The 19,574-nt window shown below is 51.6% G+C and carries 14 protein-coding genes and 1 pseudogene; 7 read left to right on the top strand and 8 right to left on the bottom strand.

What is annotated here, in order from left to right; all coding sequences use genetic code 11:
• Nucleotides 1-43 precede the first annotated feature (43 nt).
• Nucleotides 44-697, bottom strand: coding sequence for a response regulator (locus tag J1D76_RS00165; RefSeq protein ID WP_421136451.1), 654 nt, complete (start codon nt 695-697; stop codon nt 44-46).
• Between the two features lie 183 nt (nt 698-880).
• Between J1D76_RS00165 and J1D76_RS00160 the strand changes: the two genes are divergently transcribed.
• A complete protein-coding gene (locus J1D76_RS00160) occupies nt 881-2,464 on the top strand; it encodes an ATP-binding protein (RefSeq protein ID WP_421136450.1) in 1,584 nt (527 codons plus the stop codon).
• A 152-nt stretch (nt 2,465-2,616) separates the two neighbouring features.
• Here J1D76_RS00160 and J1D76_RS00155 read toward each other — a convergent pair.
• Nucleotides 2,617-3,018: pseudogene (locus tag J1D76_RS00155) on the bottom strand (DNA/RNA non-specific endonuclease); the annotation flags it as partial.
• A gap of 688 nt (nt 3,019-3,706) precedes the next feature.
• Here J1D76_RS00155 and J1D76_RS00150 point away from each other — a divergent pair.
• From J1D76_RS00150 to J1D76_RS00140, 3 genes are all read left to right on the top strand, one after another.
• On the top strand, nt 3,707-7,753 hold the full coding sequence (locus J1D76_RS00150; protein WP_421136449.1) for an NACHT domain-containing protein: 4,047 nt from the start codon (nt 3,707-3,709) through the stop codon (nt 7,751-7,753).
• A 577-nt stretch (nt 7,754-8,330) separates the two neighbouring features.
• Complete coding sequence (locus J1D76_RS00145) at nt 8,331-9,086, top strand: hypothetical protein (protein WP_421136448.1); 756 nt, start codon at nt 8,331-8,333, stop codon at nt 9,084-9,086.
• A gap of 226 nt (nt 9,087-9,312) precedes the next feature.
• Nucleotides 9,313-10,686: a transposase gene (locus J1D76_RS00140; protein WP_421136447.1), complete on the top strand. Its 1,374-nt coding sequence runs from the start codon at nt 9,313-9,315 to the stop codon at nt 10,684-10,686.
• A gap of 246 nt (nt 10,687-10,932) precedes the next feature.
• On the opposite strand, the gene J1D76_RS00135 is transcribed toward J1D76_RS00140, so the two are convergent.
• The gene (locus tag J1D76_RS00135) at nt 10,933-11,937 is read right to left on the bottom strand and encodes a hypothetical protein (protein WP_421136446.1); all 1,005 of its coding nucleotides are present in this window, start codon (nt 11,935-11,937) and stop codon (nt 10,933-10,935) included.
• Nucleotides 11,938-13,230: 1,293 nt separating this feature from the next.
• Between J1D76_RS00135 and J1D76_RS00130 the strand changes: the two genes are divergently transcribed.
• The gene (locus tag J1D76_RS00130; protein WP_421136445.1) at nt 13,231-13,440 is read left to right on the top strand and encodes a hypothetical protein; all 210 of its coding nucleotides are present in this window, start codon (nt 13,231-13,233) and stop codon (nt 13,438-13,440) included.
• A 225-nt stretch (nt 13,441-13,665) separates the two neighbouring features.
• On the opposite strand, the gene J1D76_RS00125 is transcribed toward J1D76_RS00130, so the two are convergent.
• The 4 genes from J1D76_RS00125 to J1D76_RS00110 form a co-directional block, all read right to left on the bottom strand.
• Complete coding sequence (locus tag J1D76_RS00125; RefSeq protein WP_421136444.1) at nt 13,666-14,517, bottom strand: hypothetical protein; 852 nt, start codon at nt 14,515-14,517, stop codon at nt 13,666-13,668.
• Nucleotides 14,518-14,987: 470 nt separating this feature from the next.
• The gene (locus J1D76_RS00120; RefSeq protein WP_421136443.1) at nt 14,988-15,446 is read right to left on the bottom strand and encodes a hypothetical protein; all 459 of its coding nucleotides are present in this window, start codon (nt 15,444-15,446) and stop codon (nt 14,988-14,990) included.
• 186 nt (nt 15,447-15,632) lie between these two features.
• On the bottom strand, nt 15,633-16,178 hold the full coding sequence (locus tag J1D76_RS00115; RefSeq protein ID WP_421136442.1) for a hypothetical protein: 546 nt from the start codon (nt 16,176-16,178) through the stop codon (nt 15,633-15,635).
• A 65-nt stretch (nt 16,179-16,243) separates the two neighbouring features.
• Nucleotides 16,244-16,609 (bottom strand): hypothetical protein, encoded by a 366-nt coding sequence (locus J1D76_RS00110; protein WP_421136441.1) that lies wholly within the window; start codon nt 16,607-16,609, stop codon nt 16,244-16,246.
• Nucleotides 16,610-16,740: 131 nt separating this feature from the next.
• Here J1D76_RS00110 and J1D76_RS00105 point away from each other — a divergent pair, with 131 nt between their 5' ends.
• Nucleotides 16,741-17,838, top strand: coding sequence for a helix-turn-helix transcriptional regulator (locus tag J1D76_RS00105; RefSeq protein WP_421136440.1), 1,098 nt, complete (start codon nt 16,741-16,743; stop codon nt 17,836-17,838).
• A 240-nt stretch (nt 17,839-18,078) separates the two neighbouring features.
• Nucleotides 18,079-18,549 (top strand): hypothetical protein, encoded by a 471-nt coding sequence (locus J1D76_RS00100; protein ID WP_421136439.1) that lies wholly within the window; start codon nt 18,079-18,081, stop codon nt 18,547-18,549.
• A 337-nt stretch (nt 18,550-18,886) separates the two neighbouring features.
• On the opposite strand, the gene gmtX is transcribed toward J1D76_RS00100, so the two are convergent.
• A complete protein-coding gene (gmtX, locus tag J1D76_RS00095; protein ID WP_421136438.1) occupies nt 18,887-19,570 on the bottom strand; it encodes a gamma-mobile-trio protein GmtX in 684 nt (227 codons plus the stop codon).
• Between the last annotated feature and the right edge of the window lie 4 nt (nt 19,571-19,574).

Below are 19,574 nucleotides of genomic sequence, written 5' to 3'. Positions count from 1 at the left end.
TATTTTATCGAGGCACCTAAAGCAGGATGCTGGCCAACAAAGATCAGGCGCTGGGCAAGCCGAGCCGGACGACGTAAGCCGCCAGTTCCGCGGTATTGTGCAGGTCGAGTTTGCGCATCAGATTCTCCCGGTGTTTGCGCACGGTCAACGCGCTGATGCAAAAGCGTTCGGCAATCTGCGTGCTGCTGGCGCCTTGAGCAATTAGAGCCAGGATCTGGCGCTCGCGCGCGGTGAGTTCGGTATTGGCAATCAGATGAGCATCGGCGGCGCTAACCCCATGACCATCGACCACGAAGCGCACGGCAACGGCCAAGTAGAGAAGGTTTTGGCGAACTGCATCAAGGGCGGTGAACATCTCCTGGCTATCGTCGGCTTTGGAGATATAGGCGTGGACACCTGCATCGAGTACACCACGGATGGTGCTCAGGTCGATATTGGCGGTCAGTACCAAAATTTTCAGGGCGGGAAAGTCCCGGCGCAGTTCGCGAATGAACGCCAGCCGGTTGACGCCCGGCATGCCCAGGTCCAGCAGCAACAGGTCGACTGAATGGTGCGTCAGTACACTGAGAATCTCTTCGCTATGGGCTGCTTCTCCAATCACCTGCAGGTCGTCACGGGTCGAGAGCAGAAACTTCAGGCCATCACGAACGATACCATGATCATCAGCGATCAATACCTTGAGGCGCTTAACGTCCATTTTCAGTTGCTCTTAATTTGAGATTTCGCCATGCCTGAGGTTATCCAGCGCAATTACTTTGTCGATTTGTTGTTTCGCCAATCTTACGGAGTGTTGTTCGCCAACTTTGCCATCCCCTTGCCCGTCGCCTACATCTTGCGCCCTGCGCTGCCATTGGCCTGGATCGGTATCTGGATCCTGGCCATGTATGCGCTGACGCTATACCGCGTGTTGTATGCAAAGCGTTACTTCGCTAAAACCCGTACCCTACCTGCTCGGTCGCAGACCTGGGGCTGGCACGCTTCAGTGCTGTCGTGGCTGTCAAGCCTACTCTGGGGGCTGGTTGGTTGGGTCGGTTTTGCCACTGGCGATCCGCAACTGCAGGCGTTTACCTGCGTAGTGCTAACAGGCCTGGCATGCGGCGCCGTGCCTTCGCTGTCGGCATTCCCCGCGGCCTATGCAGGTTCTCTATTGGCTATGCTGGCGCCGGTGACTCTACAGTGTCTGCTGCGTTCCGGGGAGACCTACACAACCTATTTGTTCTTCCTCGCCTGCCTGGCCGGGGTCAATCTGTACTACAGCCGTGTCACCTACCGGACGCTGTACGAGACCATCAGGTTGCGCCTGGAAAATGTCGACTTAGTCGGCCGCTTGGAGCAGGAGCGCGATCGTGCCCAGGCTGCCGACCAGGCCAAATCGCGTTTTCTCGCCGCGGCCAGCCACGACCTCCGCCAACCTATCCACGCGCTGAGTTTGTTCGTCGCAGGGCTTGCCGCATTGGCCGATCGCGGCGACGTGGTGGCGGACAAGGCCCGCGATGTAGCCGCCCGCCTGGGAGCAGTCATTGGTAATCTCGGTGGACTGCTCAATGGCCTGCTGGACATCTCACGCCTGGACGCTGGGGTGGTCACGGTCAACCGTGAGATCGTATCGGTGCAGCGGCTGTTCACGGATCTGGCCGATGAGTTCGCTGCCACCGCCGCAGCGCACGGTCTGCACTGGCGTGTCCGTTCCAGCAGATTGTGGCTCGAAACCGACCCGGTGCTGCTCAAGCGGGTGCTCGACAACCTGTTGGCCAATGCCTTTCGCTATACCGAGAACGGCGCAGTGTTGCTCGGCTGTCGTCGACGCGGCCAATACCTTGAAATCCAGGTAGTCGATAGCGGCCCTGGTATTGCCGAGGCGTTTCGTGAGCAGATTTTCGATGAATTTGTGCAGTTACATAACCTTGAACGCGACCGCAGCCAAGGGCTCGGCCTTGGGCTTGCGATCGTGCGCCATACCGCGCGGTTACTGGGGCATGAACTTCATCTGGCATCGGTGCCGGGCCGTGGCTCATGCTTTGCAATCAAGGTGCCACTCACCGCGCCTCCGACAAAGCTGCGTGCTTTTCAGTCTGTATTGCCAAGCAATGCCTTGGGCATTCTGGTTATTGATGACGAAATCACGGTGCTGGAAGCCTTGAGCGAGTTGCTTGAGGTTTGGGGCCACCGGGTGTATGCCGGCACCTCGGTTCAAGCGGCCTGCGGCCGCCATGGCGAAGCGCAGGCAATGGGCATCGCACCGGTTCACCTGATCCTCAGCGACTTTCGCTTGCACGGCATGAATGGCCTGCAAGCGATCGCTCAGGTGCGTCAGTACCTCGATACCGATGTACCGGCAATCATTATCACCGCCGACACCTCCAGCGCCTGCCTTGAAGCCACTGCCGCCGGTGAATTCCGCGTATTACAAAAACCGCTGGATGCCACGCTGCTGCAAGAGAGCCTCAAGACCTGCCTGACATGATCGTCTTTTCATACACGGGAATATCGAGGAAAGAGATATCCCCGCATCGATCCAAGGGCATTAATACCCAGCAATCACGCCACTCTGGTCGACGGTTAATGCAACACCCCATCAGTTGCATTCATCTTTTGGGGTGTTGTTCATTCAGCCTATCAAGTGCGTCCCGCCGTACCGGTAACGGGCAGATTTCCAAGCAGCTTGAGGCCGGTGCTCTTCATGAACGTGTCGTAGTCCATCGGCTTCTGGATACGGGTTTCAGCGTTGGGTAACACATACGCCCAGGCACGTTTTGAGGACGCGTCATAAACCAGTTTGAACAAGCGGGTCGGCACCCAGACCTGGTTGTCGCCGATGGTCGAGTAACCTGGGTCAAACAGCGGGCCGGTAAACACATACACGTTGCCATCGGCGCGCTGGGCGAACTTCCTGACGTCAGACTCGACCTTGCTCCAGATCTTGCGGTTGTTGGTCGGGTCTTGAGGGACCATGTTCGACAGCGCGAAAGATTGCGCCATGGCATTGGGGGTCGGTGCATCGGCGGCCGGCGATTGGTGAAATACCCGGCAGGAGTTCATACTCAATGTTTGCTGTTGTTCTTACCTATTCATGAGCCTAGCTGCGAAATTGCACTCCACTGAACACCTGATTGCGTCGGCGCTGACCACTCGTTTGCATTGCACTTGACCAGGAGTTTGCATTCGATCTGACCACCGATTGCATCAGATTTGACCAGCACACTAGTAACTATGATCGGCAGAGAGCTCTCGCTTGCTGCCGGTGGCGACGGGCAACAACCGGCCGATTCTGTTGAAAAAGTCGGATTTTCCAGACTGGTCCCCTGCTGACCGCTGGAAACGCCTTTTATGCACGTCGCTACGCGAAATCTGAGCCCCGACTCCTCTGCTCAAAGTAAAAATTTCAATCTCACGCGCGTACTTTTCTGCCGAAAAAACCATAGCCGACTTTTTCAACAGAATCGGCCAAAAGCGGTCATTCAGACGTGTCTACTAAATTGGGGGCGATCAGAGTGTAAACGCAACCAGCACCACAAACCTATGGTCAGGCAGATTACTCTTGCTGAGATTGGCACCGTACCGAAAAAACCGAGCGCCAGAACCTTTGCAAAGCCCAATGTGAGATTGAAATGGCGTACTATCATCAGCAACAACAGTCAGTGAAACGACCTGGCTGAAATAACATAGCGCCGAAAATAAGGTGCAGTTTAAACGCAGAATTTAACCTATGAATTCAACTTTCTACCTTCCGCGCATGCTCTCCAGCAAAGACAGTATTTACGCTGAAGAAGCGTTGCTAGCAGCTTCAAATTACGTTGTTGTTTTAGCAGAACCCGGAGGCGGAAAAACTGAACTTATGGGAAGCCTAGCCCGACAGCTGGGAACCTCCACCGTTACCGCAAACAAGTTCAAACACTTGGGGGCCGATGCAGAGAATTACCCACTCGTGATCGATGCGTTTGATGAGTTGGCCAAACTCGATCAAACGGGTATTCACAGCCTTCTTGCTAACGCCAGAAAAGCAAAGCCAACACATGTCATAATTTCGAGCCGATCCAGCGAGTGGGGCACAGCTGCCACAAACGCATTCGAAGACTATCTAGGATGCTCACCGTTGGTGGTTAGGCTTTGCGAGTTTGAAGAGGGAGAACAGCAGAAAATTTTTCATCATCATGTTCGGGGTGAAGAATTTTCAAAGTTCCAAGCGGAAGTAGCTCGATTCGGCTTAGGAGCATTACTCCCTAATCCCCAATTTCTGAAGATGTTTGCAGATGCCTATATGGAAAGCGGCAGATACTTCACAGATAAGCGAAGTATATTTTCACAAGCGGTCGAACGGCTGGCGAAGGAAGCTAACGTCAATGTAGTGCAGACGCTATCCAGCACACAAAGGGTTGCTCTGTCGTCGGAAGTATTCGCCAAGCTTTTGCTGTCCGGAGCAGAGGGCATAGGGACGAGCGAGGCAACCGCAAATCGGATCTATCCACTGCTGGCATCACTCTTTGACAAACACACAGCAGCTGAAGGCATCCTGGCAACTCGACTTTTTAAACCTGGAGACAGTGCGGATCAACATCGGCCTGTTCACAAGATCGTTGCTGAATACTGTGCGGCGGACTACCTTGCCAAGCGGATCGCTGATCCGGTTGATCCTCTGACATTACATAAATGCCTGCCCATCATCGCTCCGAACAACGTAGTTCGAGATGAACTCCGGGGATTACTGGGTTGGCTCGCGGCGCTAGGCAACAGATCTATTCAAGAGACTGCTATTGAGCTTGATCCCTACGCGGTGCTTGCGAATGGTGATCCCTCTCAACTTGAACACTCCTCAAAGCGCCTACTTATACAAGGCCTGAAAGCTGTCGAAACGAAGGATCCCTATTTCCGGCGAGGAGATGCTTGGCGCCGGTTCAGTGCTTCAGGTTTCTTCACCCAAGAGGTCATGACAGAGATTAAACCCCTTCTAGCGAGCGGCAGTGATGGGCATTTGCGTGATCTAATTCTTGAGTTGTTGACGGGGTCACCAGCGATTGCGCATCTGACACAAGAGTTGCGTCAACTCGTGTTGAATCCAGACGAAAGCGAACACAGTCGCTTGTTGGCCAGCAAATGTCTGATCGACCTGCCGGACTATGACCATCACACCGATTTAGCAGTCCTGGTCTCTGAAGCCAGTCATACATCTCTGAAAATTGCGGTAACCATCCTAACAGCTATCGGCGCCGAAGCATTTGGTTTAGCTTACCTCGCTGGCTTTTTTCGAGTCTGCTCAAACCTTTACCCGAGTCATCGAGAACCTTACAAATCCACAATCGGTACGCGTTATTTCATAAGGCGCTTCGTTGGCGGACTTGGTTTGATACCAATCGAGTGGCTACTAGATGACTTAACTAAAGACCTTGTTTGCACATGCAAAAAAAAATATTACGAATGTGATTGTAGAATTGGGATCAGCAAGATTGTAGGCATGATGCTGGATCGATACTTTGAATTGGCAACACCTCCTTTTGACCCGAAAAGGGTTTGGCATTGGATCGAAAATCTGATTTTTCATGAGCAAAAATCAGCAGATCAGAGCAAGGCCGTTAAAGTGCTTCAAGATGACGATGGCTTGCGGCAAGGAATAATGGCTCATGCATTTGGAAAACTCACCAGCAGCGACGATATTTTCGAAACTAGAATACAGAAATTTGATTTCCACTCTCACTCCGGCCTTCGTTTTCAATCCAGCGATTACTACTTTATAGTTGATCTGGCATTTGAAATTAATAACCCGGCACTGTGGGCGAGTTACATCGCAATGCATCACTTTCATCAAAGTCAAGCACAGCGAGGCCCAAATAGATTGCGACGGCACATGCGTGAACAGGCATTGGAGAAATCTCCTTTGATGCGCGAGTGGGCAAAATTCAATAGGGCAGCTGCGCAATCTGCACAAGCCCAACAAAAAAGCATGTTTGCCCACAGGCGGAGGATGAATCGCCGCCGACGAGAACAAAACGACATCAATAAGTTAAACATCCAGTATTTACGGGACAACCGAGAGCTTGTTCAAAGTGGTCGGCATTGGCCTTGTCTTGCGCGCTTTGCTAATTTGGTTCTTACCGACCCAGATAAAATTGAGTATGAGTTCGGTGATGAAGCGCTTGTTCGAAAGGCTCTCAGAAACTGCCTAGATTTCATTGCTCCCGATGTCCCTAATCTGCTCAGGCTTGCGGAATTACAGTGTGCATCGCAGAGCGCATACACTGAACCTGTTCTTTTTGCAGCTTGCTTGGAAATCATGCGCAGCGACGGAAACCTGGAAAATGTCGATCTGCCGTTACTGAATGCACTGCGAACTAATCTCGACATGGGCTACAGTGCCGTGTCCGACGAAGAACGCCATGCGCTGAAAGATGAAGTCAACCGATTGATTTTCGCAGCCGCGGGAAGTGCCGAAACCTTTCTCCGGCGGTACGTCGAGCCCCAACTCGCACAAAAGGGTTGCCAACATCCCGATATTTGGTTGTTACGCGGTGATGAGGCTTTCAGCCACCTACGGGCGGCAATCTCAATAGAATGGCTTAACCGATTTCCTGATTTGGCGCTCGGATCGCTTGATACACTTTTTGAAATTGCGGCCGAGTTCGGTGATCGCGATGCCCTGCAAAAAATCGTCTCAGAGCGTTGCTCAACTTTCATGTCCGCATGGCCCAGCCCGACAGGCGATGAAGACCTCGAAAAAAGGCGTGCTTTTTGGTTCGTGCGAGCATTTTATTTTGTAGAGGACACACCTGAAACATACTGGAGTTGGCTGAAAGCCGACAAGGACACTATATTTTTGCTTAGTGACCGCTCTGGGCGATTTAACCATGGTGAACACTCCCATTGGCCCAAGCTTACATTAAGAAAAGTGCAAGCTGTTCTAGAGGCCTTTATTGACAAATGGCCGAAGGTTGACCTACCGAGCCATTGGGGTACGGGAAGCCCCAGCGAAGAAAATGCATACCGCTTTTTGACGGAAGTCGTTTGGTTAATAGATTTAGATGACTCCGATGACGCCGTCCGTGTCCTTGATCTCCTTCTTGCTGATCTAAAGTTTACAGACATGTACAACGATCTGAAGAGCATACGTGCCGGCAAAATCGCTCAGAAAGCGCTGAGGGATTTCGAACCACCGACGCCAAAGGAAATCGTCGATCGCCTGGATCGCGACATTGTGGTGAATGTTGAGGGCTTGCGCCAACTCGTCCTCCAAGAACTTCAAGATTTTCAGAAAGCAATAAATGGTGGTGAATTTAACTCCGCGGATCGATTTTACGACAATGGTAAGCACTTGAACGAAGTACAAGCTACCGAGATCATTGCTGAACGTCTCAACCTAATACTCGAACCGCAGGGTATCGCGATTACGCCGGAGCACCAGTTGAAGAGTGCTAACCGCAGCGATTTCACGGCGACCAAATTGATTGGCGGTAAAAGACGGCTACTTGTGACAGAGGTAAAAGGTCAGTGGCATAGAGAGCTATACACTGCCGCGGCGGCGCAATTATATGCGCGCTACTCCATCCACCCAGACGCTGAATACCAAGGCATTTATCTTGTGATCTGGTTTGGCCGTGATGTGAACGTCGCAGGAACTAAAAACCGAAATATCAACTCCGCTCAAGAGCTGAAAAGCAGCATAGAGAAAACGATGCCGCCAGAGCTAGCTGGACTAATTGATGTGTTCGTTCTGGACGTTTCTAAGCCCTTAAATACAGCAATGAAAGATCGAACCGAAGGCTGAACGCAGCGGGCCTAGAAGGCACCAAACACCGCACTCTGAATGCGCCTAATTTCGAAGACAGGCGGAATGACCGCTTTGGGTCGCTTTCTGCCTTTCGCGACCGGCGGAGAACGGCCAAAAGCACACGCTCGAAGGTATTGACCTGTTGGCGCTGATAGGACTTGAACCAGGATGTTGATTTTGCCTGACCTATATGCGACCTGTGAAACCCCACGTAAAGACATCATTCGCTGAAGATTTGGGTAGGTCAATGAGTTCTGGCGGCCTGGGTCAAAATTGCGTCAGCGGCAACAGCCTCTCGCCCCTCGCGCGATTTGGCTAAAATGATTATCGGCAGAGCTGAGCGCATGGATCGAGTATTCTGCCTGCGACAATTAATTTCTGTTGCTTCAGTTGTGGGAGGATGTCTGTGCTAAAGCGAACCGCGAACGTCAGTATGGTCCACCTAGCTGCTTTGGCAGGCTTGGAAAGTGGGATAAAGGATAGCTTCGGTATAGGGGGTGGCCAGTATCATGACAAGGTCGTATACCATGCTCTGATTCAGGCAGGTGTGCACTCCATCAGAAGAATAGATAGCATGAGTTCAGATCTGCCGGGCTTGGTTGGTAAGGAGCGCATTACTGCTTATGACGGCACTGAGTATTACAATATCCTTCATTCCATCCAAGAAATGCTACAAAAGCACGCTATTGGCGGGATTCAAGAAAAAAATCAGAGTAGATATGTCTCGTTAAGCCTTTTCCTGACTGACCTTATTTTCGCGCTGAAAACTGATTCGGCGATGCTGGTTGTTCTGCCTTTCCCTAAACTCGAAGACTACTATGGAATAATTTCGCCTCATATACTTTCAGCTGTTGGAAATCTATTGCCCGGCGTCACTCCCATAGAAGTGCTAACACCTATTCCACAACTAAGCGTGAAGGCTAGCGAAGTGGGAATATTTGAAGAGCTTCTGGGAAGCCAAATTTTTTCTGCATATTCCGATGCGCATAGCAGTCTGGAGAATAATCGAGAGTCGGACGTGGCTGTATTGGACAACATATCGTTAAAAGCTAAATCTGTTTGGCACCGTTTTTCTAACACCGTTGATCTTAAGAGTCTAACCCTTGCGCTGATGCCTATAACCAAAAATCTGGCAGACAAGGTGCTTACAGGTCTGCCGGGAACCATAACAGGTCTTCTGGCAGATGTTTTGACGAAAGCCGCTCAACAGGAAAAGCGAATAGTGATCTATGACTACCGCCGATCACATAAAGATCTGCTGGTCGCTCACTATTCAAGTATGTCCCGCTTAGGGATTGAAAACGGACAGGAAAAAATTAGCCCTCTCTGATTATAGGAGTTTATTTTTACAAGGTGGGCAGGCGCAAACGAGATACGCTTTGCTTGTACGTATAACAGACTGTTGGCAGGTTTGCTTCGGGGCGGTTGCCACTCCTGGTGGTGAGGCATCAACCATTTTCCCGAAGGGTTGCTATTGGCCGATTCTGTTGAAAAAGTAGCTCCCCCGTGTGGCCTGCGGCAAAATTCTCGCATCGGCCAGCAGGGAAGCACACAGCATGATGGGACAGTTATTGAGTGGGCAAGAGCGACTGTTTTACTCGTTCAACCTTGAAGATCACATCCCCTCCAATCACCTTCTGCGCAGCATTGATCAGTGTCTCGATCTGAGCGACCTGCGCCATCACCTCGCCGATTTTTACAGTCCAATTGGGCGTCCTTCGATTGACCCTGAGCTTATGATCCGCATGCTGATCGTGGGCTATTGCTACGGTATTCGCTCCGAGCGGCGGCTGTGCGAAGAGACCCATTTGAACCTGGCGTATCGCTGGTTCTGCCGGTTAAGTCTTGAAGATGAAGTCCCCAATCACTCGACCTTTTCCAAAAATCGACACGGCCGATTTCGGGACAGCGATCTCTTTCGCTGGCTGTTCAATGAAGTGCTGCGTCGTTGCATGGACGCAGGCTTGGTCAAAGGTGAAGGCTTTGCCGTGGACGCCAGCATCATCAAAGCGGATGCCAGCCGGCAGCGCGGTGTACCGGGTGATGAACAGGTCAACTGGAGCGATCCGGCCCTGAGCACCCGCGCCGTGCGTGAGTATCTTGAGGCACTCGATGAAGAGGCTCTGGCCGAAATGCTACCGAAGCGCCTATCGCTGACTGATCCTCAAGCCCGCTGGACCGCAGCTCCAGGTGGCCCAGCGTTCTACGCTTACTCCACGAATTATCTGATCGATACCGAGCACGGCGTGATCATGGATGTGGAACCCACACCTGCTCATCGCACGGCCGAAGTCGAGAGCACCAAGACGATGATCGACCGGGTCGAAGCGCAGTTCGACATCAAGCCGGAACGCCTCATTGGCGACACCGCTTACGGTACCGCGTCGATGCTGGCCTGGATGGTAGAGGAAAAAAACATCGAGCCGCATGTGCCGGTGTGGGACAAAACCGAGCGCAAGAACGACAGCTTTTCGAGTAACGATTTCCACTGGGATGAAGAGGCCGAGGAATACCGCTGTCCGGCCGGCAACGTATTACGCAGCGAATGGCGAGCCTTCAAAAACGAGCGTTCGCACGTTACTAAAGCCAACACCATCATCTTCCGATCCCGGCAGACCGACTGCGTAGCCTGTCCGCTGAAAGCCAAGTGCTGCCCGAACACTTCGATTCGCAAGATCGTCCGCAGCGTTCATGAAGCCGCTCGTGATGTGGCTCGGCGAATCGCAGCGACACCTGCGTACATGCGCTCTCGCCACGAACGCAAGAAGGTCGAAATGTTGTTTGCCCACCTCAAGCGCATCCTGAAACTGGATCGCTTGCGACTACGCGGCATGAGCGGCGCAACCGATGAATTCACGCTGGCCGCTGCGGTGCAGAACCTGCGACGACTGGCCAAATTTACATCTCAAGGGCCACCTGCCACGGGATAGGTGCGCCTGCACGAAGCAAAAACCCTCAATCCAACCCAATAACCGAGCTGCAAAGCTCAATGAAGGGCCGAAAAACCACTCAATGTGGTGAGTAGGTTCTCCAGTGGTAGTCGTGCCTGAGTTCAGGCGATCTGAAAATCCGACTTTTTCAACAGAATCGGCCATTAGCTGCCCTTAGCGGAATGCAGTTCACGGCAACAGCAGCCTCGAAGGGGGTGGAAGCCTCCCACCGTGCGATTGGCGCTATTACGGTACCGAGCCTAGGAATTGAGTGACAACTGACGCTGGGACTTCGATGGCTTGCGCCCCGCCCTTGCCCTTCAAATGAATCTTCAGGCCCGTCGTCGCACGCGCTTCGAGGTAAGAGCGCGGCAATGGGATTCGCGCTGTTTCGTTTCGCACGCACTTAGAGCCTTTGCAGGAAATTACCTCGTCAACAAATGGCGAATATTCCAGCAACTTGCCCGAATCATCCCGCGCGGTGCTGTACTTGTAGCTTTGGCTTGAGACATAACCTATCTGCACCAACAAACCATACCCCATGTTGCCCGGCTGACCCGCCGCAGCGAGCGACAGTACGCCGCCGCCCGCATCACCTTTGTGATCCGACTTGAAGTGATAATCAAGGTTGTAGACCGTATCACCCGTGTCATTCATGTAAGTAACGGTCACTTGTTCCTCAGTGCGGCCACCAAGACCGGAGTTGGGCGACGGTAATGCGCTGCTTGTGGGAGTAGTCGAAGGCGATGTTGTGCTGGTCGGTTCAATCGCAGGCAAAGCAATCAAGGTATGCGATTCAATAGCGGCGTCGACGCGGTCCAGGCCACGATCGACCTCCTCTGCCACGTCTACATCCTTACAGGTGTAGCTCTCACATTTGTGAGCGGCGTTTTTTGCGAGTAGGTAATAGGTCTGCGCCGCTTGGTTAAAACCCAGGCCCTCGGCTGAGCGTGCCAGATAAAAGTACTCATGATCGCTTGCGAAATTAAGTTCTGCCACTTCAATGGCGAGCTCGCGCCAAGCCTGTTGTTTGTATAGCGCGGTCCATCGCTTACTTTTCGTTCCTTTCGATCCGGAGCAACTAAGTTCGCAATGCAAGCGGATCTCGCCCTTCGTGAAAGCCCCGAAAACATCCTCGAAAGGTTGGCCGCTTTCATCGCGAGCACCACCAGTGCTACACCCCGCCAGCACGCCAGCGATAACCATGCCAGAGGCGAGACCCCGCATGTAGTACCAGAGAGCAGCCTTCATCCTTGCATTCCTTGAGTATTGGCAATGGCGAATAGTAATGGGTCCTTTGCGCCGCTTACCGATCTAGTTTTGTCTCCACGCATCTGCATTGCGGGGTTTAGCTTTCTCTAATGATTGCTGGCAATGCTTGCATAAGACGGCTTCCATCTGCACCTTCTCCGCACAATATGGACAGGCCCTCAAGAAGCTTTCTTCTCGGGTTTTATCTGGTGACATAACCGCTGCGAACAGCAAGGCCAAGGGTCCAAAAAGGCACCCGAGGATGAACCAACCCAATCCGCTACGTCCTTTTGCAGCAGCAATCAGAGCACACACAACTCCGAGCATTAACCAGCAAAACATTAAGAATCCCATCCAACTCTCTCTTCCAACATTCGTTTTGCCAGCATTCGGCATTGCCGTGTAACGATGCAACAATCCAATCGATTCATGGTGATGAGCATATGGTTTCATTTTGCCATCACTGCTTAGGAAGCTCCACCTCCACATTGGTTCGCTACGGCGTTTTGTTGGTAGTACGGCGCGCCCCTCAATCGTCCGGCGAAGTCCCCTTCTCAATTTCAGGCATGTTTCCGGTAGAGCGACTTAAGGCCGGCGGCTTTCCGGCCAGAAGCAATGGGATGGACGACTGACCAGATCAAGGTGGTTAGCTTTAGGGTTATGAGAGGTAATTTCCTAACCTGTTAAAAATCAGTAAATAATAACCTTATAAATCATCAGCTTACGAACTGCCAACCTTAAATCTAACCATAACTAACCCCCCAAAAGTTAGGACTCAAGCCCAGCAAACACAGGACCTGCAGAGCACCTCTCCCCCCATTTTCAAAAACTAACCCTTTTCCCGAGCCACCTCTCAGAATTGCCCCACCCTCGCAGGGATTCGCAGGCTTTTTCCGCCCCACATTCGCGCACACAGCCCCAGGCTGGACCGGCTTGAACTGGGTGCAGGGGTGCAGAAAAAACGACACATTTGGCCCGCAGGCGTGGCGGGGGGACGACTGCGCGCGCCAAGTCAAACACGCCCAGGTGTCGATAACGAATAAAGTTGGTGGGAGCCGTTTAGGATGGCCAGCGCTCGAGGGTTGATTGAAAGCGGCGAGGGCTTCGGCCGAGTCTTGCTCTGGCTAATAGATATGGGATTTGAACGGGCCGGGATGAGTAAAACATTACCCATTACTGGAGTAACTTTTCCACGAAGGATGGGACAGCCCTTCCAGGCGTCCTGCCGATCGCAGCGCCATTCCCCTCATGATGGACCGCTGATACGCTTGCCTCCTCAAAGGAGGATACGCCATGCCAAACTCAGACCTGCTCCCTTCATTGCTGTACAGGCTCAATGAAAATCAGATTGCCCTGGAAGCAGCCATCATGGAGCTGGCTCTCTGGGTTGAGCAGCGTGGCTCATCCGACGTCGCCGGCAACGTTCGCGGCGCCCTGGAAGCGATCGACAAAAACGAAGAGTTCATCAAATTGACGCTCGCGGTGATGATGACGCCGGAATGACAGCCAAAAGCGGACATCTGAATGTCCGCCCAAGGCTCGAGTGCTAAAGCCGCGAATTCGCTTTTATCGAATGCTGAAAAAAGCCTTTCGCAATCCAGTCATGAGATTTACAAGTGTTCGAATCCAGCAAGACCCCCCCCTTATTCTGCTCGGCTCCAGTAATTCACGTTACTGAAAGCCTGCTCAGCCCAAGTTTTTAGCGGGGTGTAGATCTCGCCCGGAAAGCTATTTCAGTGGTTTGGCTGCACTCAAAAGACTTTCAAAATCCCTATACGGCATAGGAATATTTCCATGTAAGAAAATTTCCGCGTGGTAGGTGTATATATCTTCAGGACTGGCGATTAATTTTTTGACTTCATCTCGCAATAACTTTATATCAATTTCGGCATTGCCAATCTCGCGTTTTACATCGCTAAGTATTTTCTCTCTTAACGCTTTTGCAGGCTTCCCCACTAACACTAACTGACCAGCAAAGTAAATCAAGGCGTCCTCAATGAAATATTTGCTCGAATCAAAAAAAACAAAGTTCTCTCCAATGTGTACGAGCGCTAAATTAAAACTTCCGGAAGACAGAAGCTCTTTGTAGAATAGGGTCATTTTATCTCTAAGCTCCCCAGCTTCTTTCTTCGTGCTCGGAGCAATAACAAAATTAAATGGGCATGGTTTATTTATTTGCAAAAATTTAGATATTTCAGCCCCAAAGCAACTTGCCAGTACAAGTCCACAGTTGTTTTTTGTCAGTATATTAAGCGGAGTGACAAGCTTGATAAGCTCGCTCCATGGCAGGTAGTCTCTCCCTATCTTCAATCCTTTAATTTTGTCTCCATGAGCTTCAACATGTATCAAGGGCTGGGTGCCGTATTGGCACATTTTCTCCAGACCTTCAAAGATAGTTCTAAAGGCAGAGATATCTGAAACTTTTATACAACGGCGTGGAAACTGTTCGTTTCTGGCTACAAAAAGGTCATGCAGATCTTCGTCAAGTCTTTTTCCATTTTGCAACTCGCCATCGGACAAAGCGTCGATAATTAAAATGTAATTTGTAGAATATTTAGCTTTGTATTTTAATCGTAACAATTTTTATTCCTTCAGAAAGCGGGGAGCAGGCTTGTTTAGTCCCGCAAATTTAGAGCTACTTTTAGATTTCAGCGGGGCTGACGGCAGCTTTAGGCCGTTTTTTGCCGGTGCTGACCGGCTGCTTTAGGTCGTGTTCAGCCCATCGCGACAGGCAGAAATCGGCCGATTCTGTTGAAAAAGTCGGTTTTTCCAGGCTGCCCCCGTACTGAACGTTGAAAACGTCTTTTTTGCACGTCGTTACGCGAAATCTGAGCACCGACTCCTCTGCTCAAAGTAAAGATTTCAATATCGCACGCGTATTTTTCTGCCGAGGAAACCATGGCCGACTTTTTCAACAGAATCGGCCACAAGCGGTCATTCGAAGAGTCTTCAAAAGCGGAGGTAATTCAGTAATCCGCTCGACAGGTGTGCCTACCTAGCCTTGTTCTGAACCTTCAAGATCAACGGTCTCAACTTTTAGCGCAGACGATTTACCTCGGTGATTTGTACGGAACCTTGCTCGGGGATACGACGCGGCCACCTTGAAGTCGCGGCAGGATGACTTCCGCGTAGTAGTGATCCTGCGGCCAGTTGAAAATAGTGTCGTGGCCGCCGAAGAGCAGATCGTGCAAGACTCGCTCAATGCGTGAGACCCGATTAAGTGCCCTTTCAACTTTCCAAAGATCGGCTTTACTTGATCGCAATTCAGCGATCCTAGTTATCTTGCCGGGTAACATATTCGCCGCATGTTTGCGGCTGGTCGCAATTTTTTCTTCGTAAGCCTTTCCGCAGTCTCTGGCCGCCTGCCTGCCGATAGCGCATACATCCGCCAGAGACAAGACCTCGATCAGCGATCGCAACACTTTTCGGGTAGCGGATTCTGACGTGAAATTTAGCTTTTGCTTACTCATCTGCAGGTCGAGATAACTAAAGGCGTAGTCTTCTGCCACCTCCCTAATCATCCCGACTAAGCCCGCTTCATCTGTAGACGCCAAGCCTCAGGCGGTAATTCTACAGTCACGTCCATTACTCAGCATCGATCCTGCCCCTGGTGCCACACCGGAATTTAGGGGGCAGGAAGTTCGACCAATTGCAGTTCAGACGCAACCCTTCTTGCTACGTCAACAATCAAACCGTTAATCGCGCGTCTGCCAGAGTATCAAATCCACTTTTTTCAGATCGGTAAGCTTGTCGTGCTCGGGAATCAGCTTGTTAAATTGCTCGATCCAATTGACCCCTTTATCGGACGTGAGATATTTATTGTACCAATTTTCGATGTCCGCATAGCGGAGTTTGGCTTCGCTAATCTTGTTTTTAGAGGTGTAGCTTGGTGCCTTCTCACCGATGTTTTTAAGGACATGCTGGTCCCACACAGGTTTGTCAGCACATAGCGTGGCGACCAGTTTACTGGAAAACGATGGTTCGTAACGCCCAGTGACTTCGTACACTCGGTCTAGTACGTTGCCAAAGGTGGGCTTCGAACCTTTCAATTCCTCCATGAGGTTGTAATAAGTGGAATACCAGGATGCCGTCCGACGCTGGACTCGATAAAACCCGTTATAGGCTCGCTGAAACGCCACATCGGTGGAGACATTCACCTTTTCCACCTGATCCATCAGTGCCAAATATTTTTGTAGGCCTGGCTTGGCTTTGAAAATGGCCGAAGTCACATCGGTAATCATGGATTTACTTCCTTAAAGTTGAGTAGCGAGTGCTGAGGTTGGTTACATTGCCCAGTCGTAGGCTTTTATTTTTTGTCTTTGCGCGATCGCGCTTGCGCAATCATTTCATCAAGCTGGCTGATCATTTCATCCACGTCGATCTCTCTGAACTCCCCACACGACGCCGCGATAATCTGTTCGGCAAACTGTAGGCTGTACTCTAGAGGGGTGTAGGTAGGATCGTTCTTGTCGATCGAGGTGTAAATCCACTGACCGTCGACCTCTTGGCCACACAGGCGGTCTTCCTCCTGTAACCCCAGAATGATCGACTGAAATTCGACCTCACTTAGTTGTTCCCCTTCCTGCATTACCCGACGGCGCAGATCAACAGCGCTGATTCCCCCGGCCGCAGCCTGAAACACTAGCGCTTCCAACATCTCGATGTCGCTCATGAGGCCTCCTTCATCCGCCTGCCCCGCGCTTGGGGTTAGCCGTGATCAACGTGATTGCCTTGCCAATGTGAAACATCATGCAGTCAAATAGGGACACTTCTTGTCCCTAATCGCCCAACCAGTGAAAAAAGATGATAAATCGTGCTCACCGCCGTGATTACTTGCGACAAATCCTTCACGCAGAAGGTAAACCCATCAAAACCGCAGATGTTCACGCGATCCTGGCAAGCTGGGTTTCAGATAACAGTTATGGTGGTGTTAACCATCACGAAAAAACCACCCTCAGGGACTTGAAGGTTCTAGAAGAGCTTGACTACGTCGTATCTCAAGAATCGGAGGAGGACAGGAGAGAGTTGACCTGGAAAGCGGTTGGTCGAAGCCACTCGCTAGTCCTATCACCTGAAGACGCAATGTCCCTCACTGCGATCTTCCAGCACGCAGAGCGTTTTGGCCTGCAGTCAGCGACTGCTCAGCTAAAGGGCCTGCGGGACTACGCTGAACTGGTCATGCAAGACGGCTGTATTCGAAAGCTCGATTACAATAAGCGTATTACCTCCGGGACTCGATTTACGGTACTGCTGCCTGGAAAGCACAACCCCGAACATCTCAAGCGCCTGCAGACGGCTATCAGGCAGGATTCACCCCTGGAGGTTGGGTACCTTCCTCGCGATGCCGACGGAGTGGAGTGCATCTACCAACTCAAGCCTCTGGGATTGTCCCATCAAGATTCCAATATTTACCTCTCCGCCTATGTCGTTGAAGAGAAATGGCTGGGTAAAGAGCCCGACGCTGAATTGCCTCGAGGTAAATACAGCAGCAATGGGCCCAATAAACTCTGTGCACTCATGCTTCATCGAATCACAAAGGTCGAGCCTGGCAAGAGGGATATCAATGATCCTGAGGGCTACGATGTTCACTCAGATGAAGCGCAGAGAGACCTTGTGAGTGTGTACACGCCTCCCCAGTTAACGCGTCTTTGTTTAAGCCCCAACCTGCACACCCGGCTTACTGAAAACCCGCTCGAAAAAGACCAAAAGCTGGAGCCATTCGGAAACAAGTGGTTGCTGACTTGTACAACACGCGACACACAGGGTCTGCGACTCTTTCTTTTGGCGAACGCTGCAGATATTGAAGTATTGGAGCCCATTACTCTCAGGGAGCATATCCACGAGATGCTAATCGCTGCGCTGGAGACGTACAAAAAAGGAGAAGCAGTGTCTCGAAGCTAAAAACGGGACCAGCACTAGTCGATTTCTACCAATCGTGACGGGCAAAATTCGGTCAATGACGGCCTTGGAAACGCTGGACACAAATGCTCAAAGCATCACAGATGCCATTATTTATAGACGCCGATTAGAGCACTGCAGCTGCATCATGAGCGGGGGCAATCAGACTCAGGTCGCTGGTCGATAGTGGCCTAATGACGCTATTATGACGCTGTAAAACGACTTTAAGGTGGCTATGAATATATGAATAAGCGCAAGAGGCTGTTTCAAGAGCTTTGCATTGCTTTTGCATTGGGAAGCATTCCTACCTTCATCGCCTTCTGGTCAGGTGGAGTTGAGATGCTAGACACTTCAGTTAAGGCTCAGTTGCCGCCTGATAATGTACTCTGGTATCTGTTCTATTTAACCTTGTCTTATCCCATAGCAGTTCTCTTTGACCGCTTTGTTTGGAAGAAAACCGATCGGATGAAAGCTCGTTCTGCTTTCTGGCGCACCACCTGCACAGAAGCCGGGACAGCACTCCACGCTCTGTGGCGTGTGTTGACCGGGGTTTTACTTGCTATCCCGGTACTTTGGCGGTGGTATGAACCGGAAACATTTGAGTTATCGAAGGTGAGCGTTTTTATCTTCGGGGGATTCTTGTTGTTGATACAGTGCTGGTTCTTTTCTCTAGGGCGAAGCTTGCTTGAAGGTCGAGCACGTCAGCATTCTTGATCCCGCTCTCTAAGCGTTTCGATAGCTTCCAGAAACGGAAATAAACGCCCGTACAAACAAAACAGGGCGTTTTCGTTCGGAAAGTGGCGATACTGAAGGGTGTAGAATCACCACTACTGATCGCCCCTGGTTTCGCCGTCCTCCAAAATCCGTCCTTCGAGGAGGTCTGCAAGTGGCCGATTTCTGCCTGTCGCGAAGGGCTGAAACCCGCAGTTCTCTGCCCGTCGTCAGTACGGTGAGTGCTGATCAAGTCGAATGCAAACGGTTGCTCAGCACGGATGCAATTGGCTTGTCAGTGGCAATGCAAATGAGTGGTCAAGTCAGTGCAATTACGCACCTAGCTTTGCAGAATTGCTTGAATGGCAAGCACAAAGGCAGGCGGGAACACCTTGTCTCCATGTTCATTTTGAATACCACCATCATCCGTGATGCTGAGGCCTTGTTGTGCCAAGCGGGAAGGGTCAATACCTTTGCTAAGCGCATTTCGCAGGCGGGGAGACAATTCGGGAGATGCCGCGACTGGAGCGGGTAAGGCAGCGGGGGCCTCGGGCGATGTCGGCGTAATAGAAGCTCCGACCTGAAGCCCCTTAAAGGCCGCGTGAAGGTTGTCGTTGGTCACCTTGAGCCGCTTGGCCTCGTCCAGTGCGACCCGGAGGGTTGCTCGGATGCTGGGGTCGGTTATCAGCTCCAGGGCCTGTTCGACGTTTGACTTGCTCTTGGCCACATATCGGGTGGAGCCGCTGACGGCACTGGCAAAGGCCGTGATGATTTCCCGGTAGTACGCGCCTTGGGTATTGCGCAGGCTTTGCGTCTTGGGCCCGCCGATGGACTCCAGGCGCCGACCCACTTCGGCCAGCGAATAGTCGCGGTCGCCATCGTCCAGTATCGCGTTCAGCGCCTCCCAGACTTTATCAAGGTTCTCAACCTTCGAGGACTTGATGGCGGCAGCCCGATGGGCCTGATATAGCTGTCGCGCGTCCTTCAGAATATCCGGGGCAGTGAGAGGGAGGCCGTTGCTCATCATA

This window comes from Pseudomonas sp. NFX15, assembly GCF_049132105.1.
Lineage (GTDB): Bacteria > Pseudomonadota > Gammaproteobacteria > Pseudomonadales > Pseudomonadaceae > Aquipseudomonas.
Note: the sequence above shows the minus strand (reverse complement) of the source record. Positions and strands in the feature narration are given on the sequence as shown.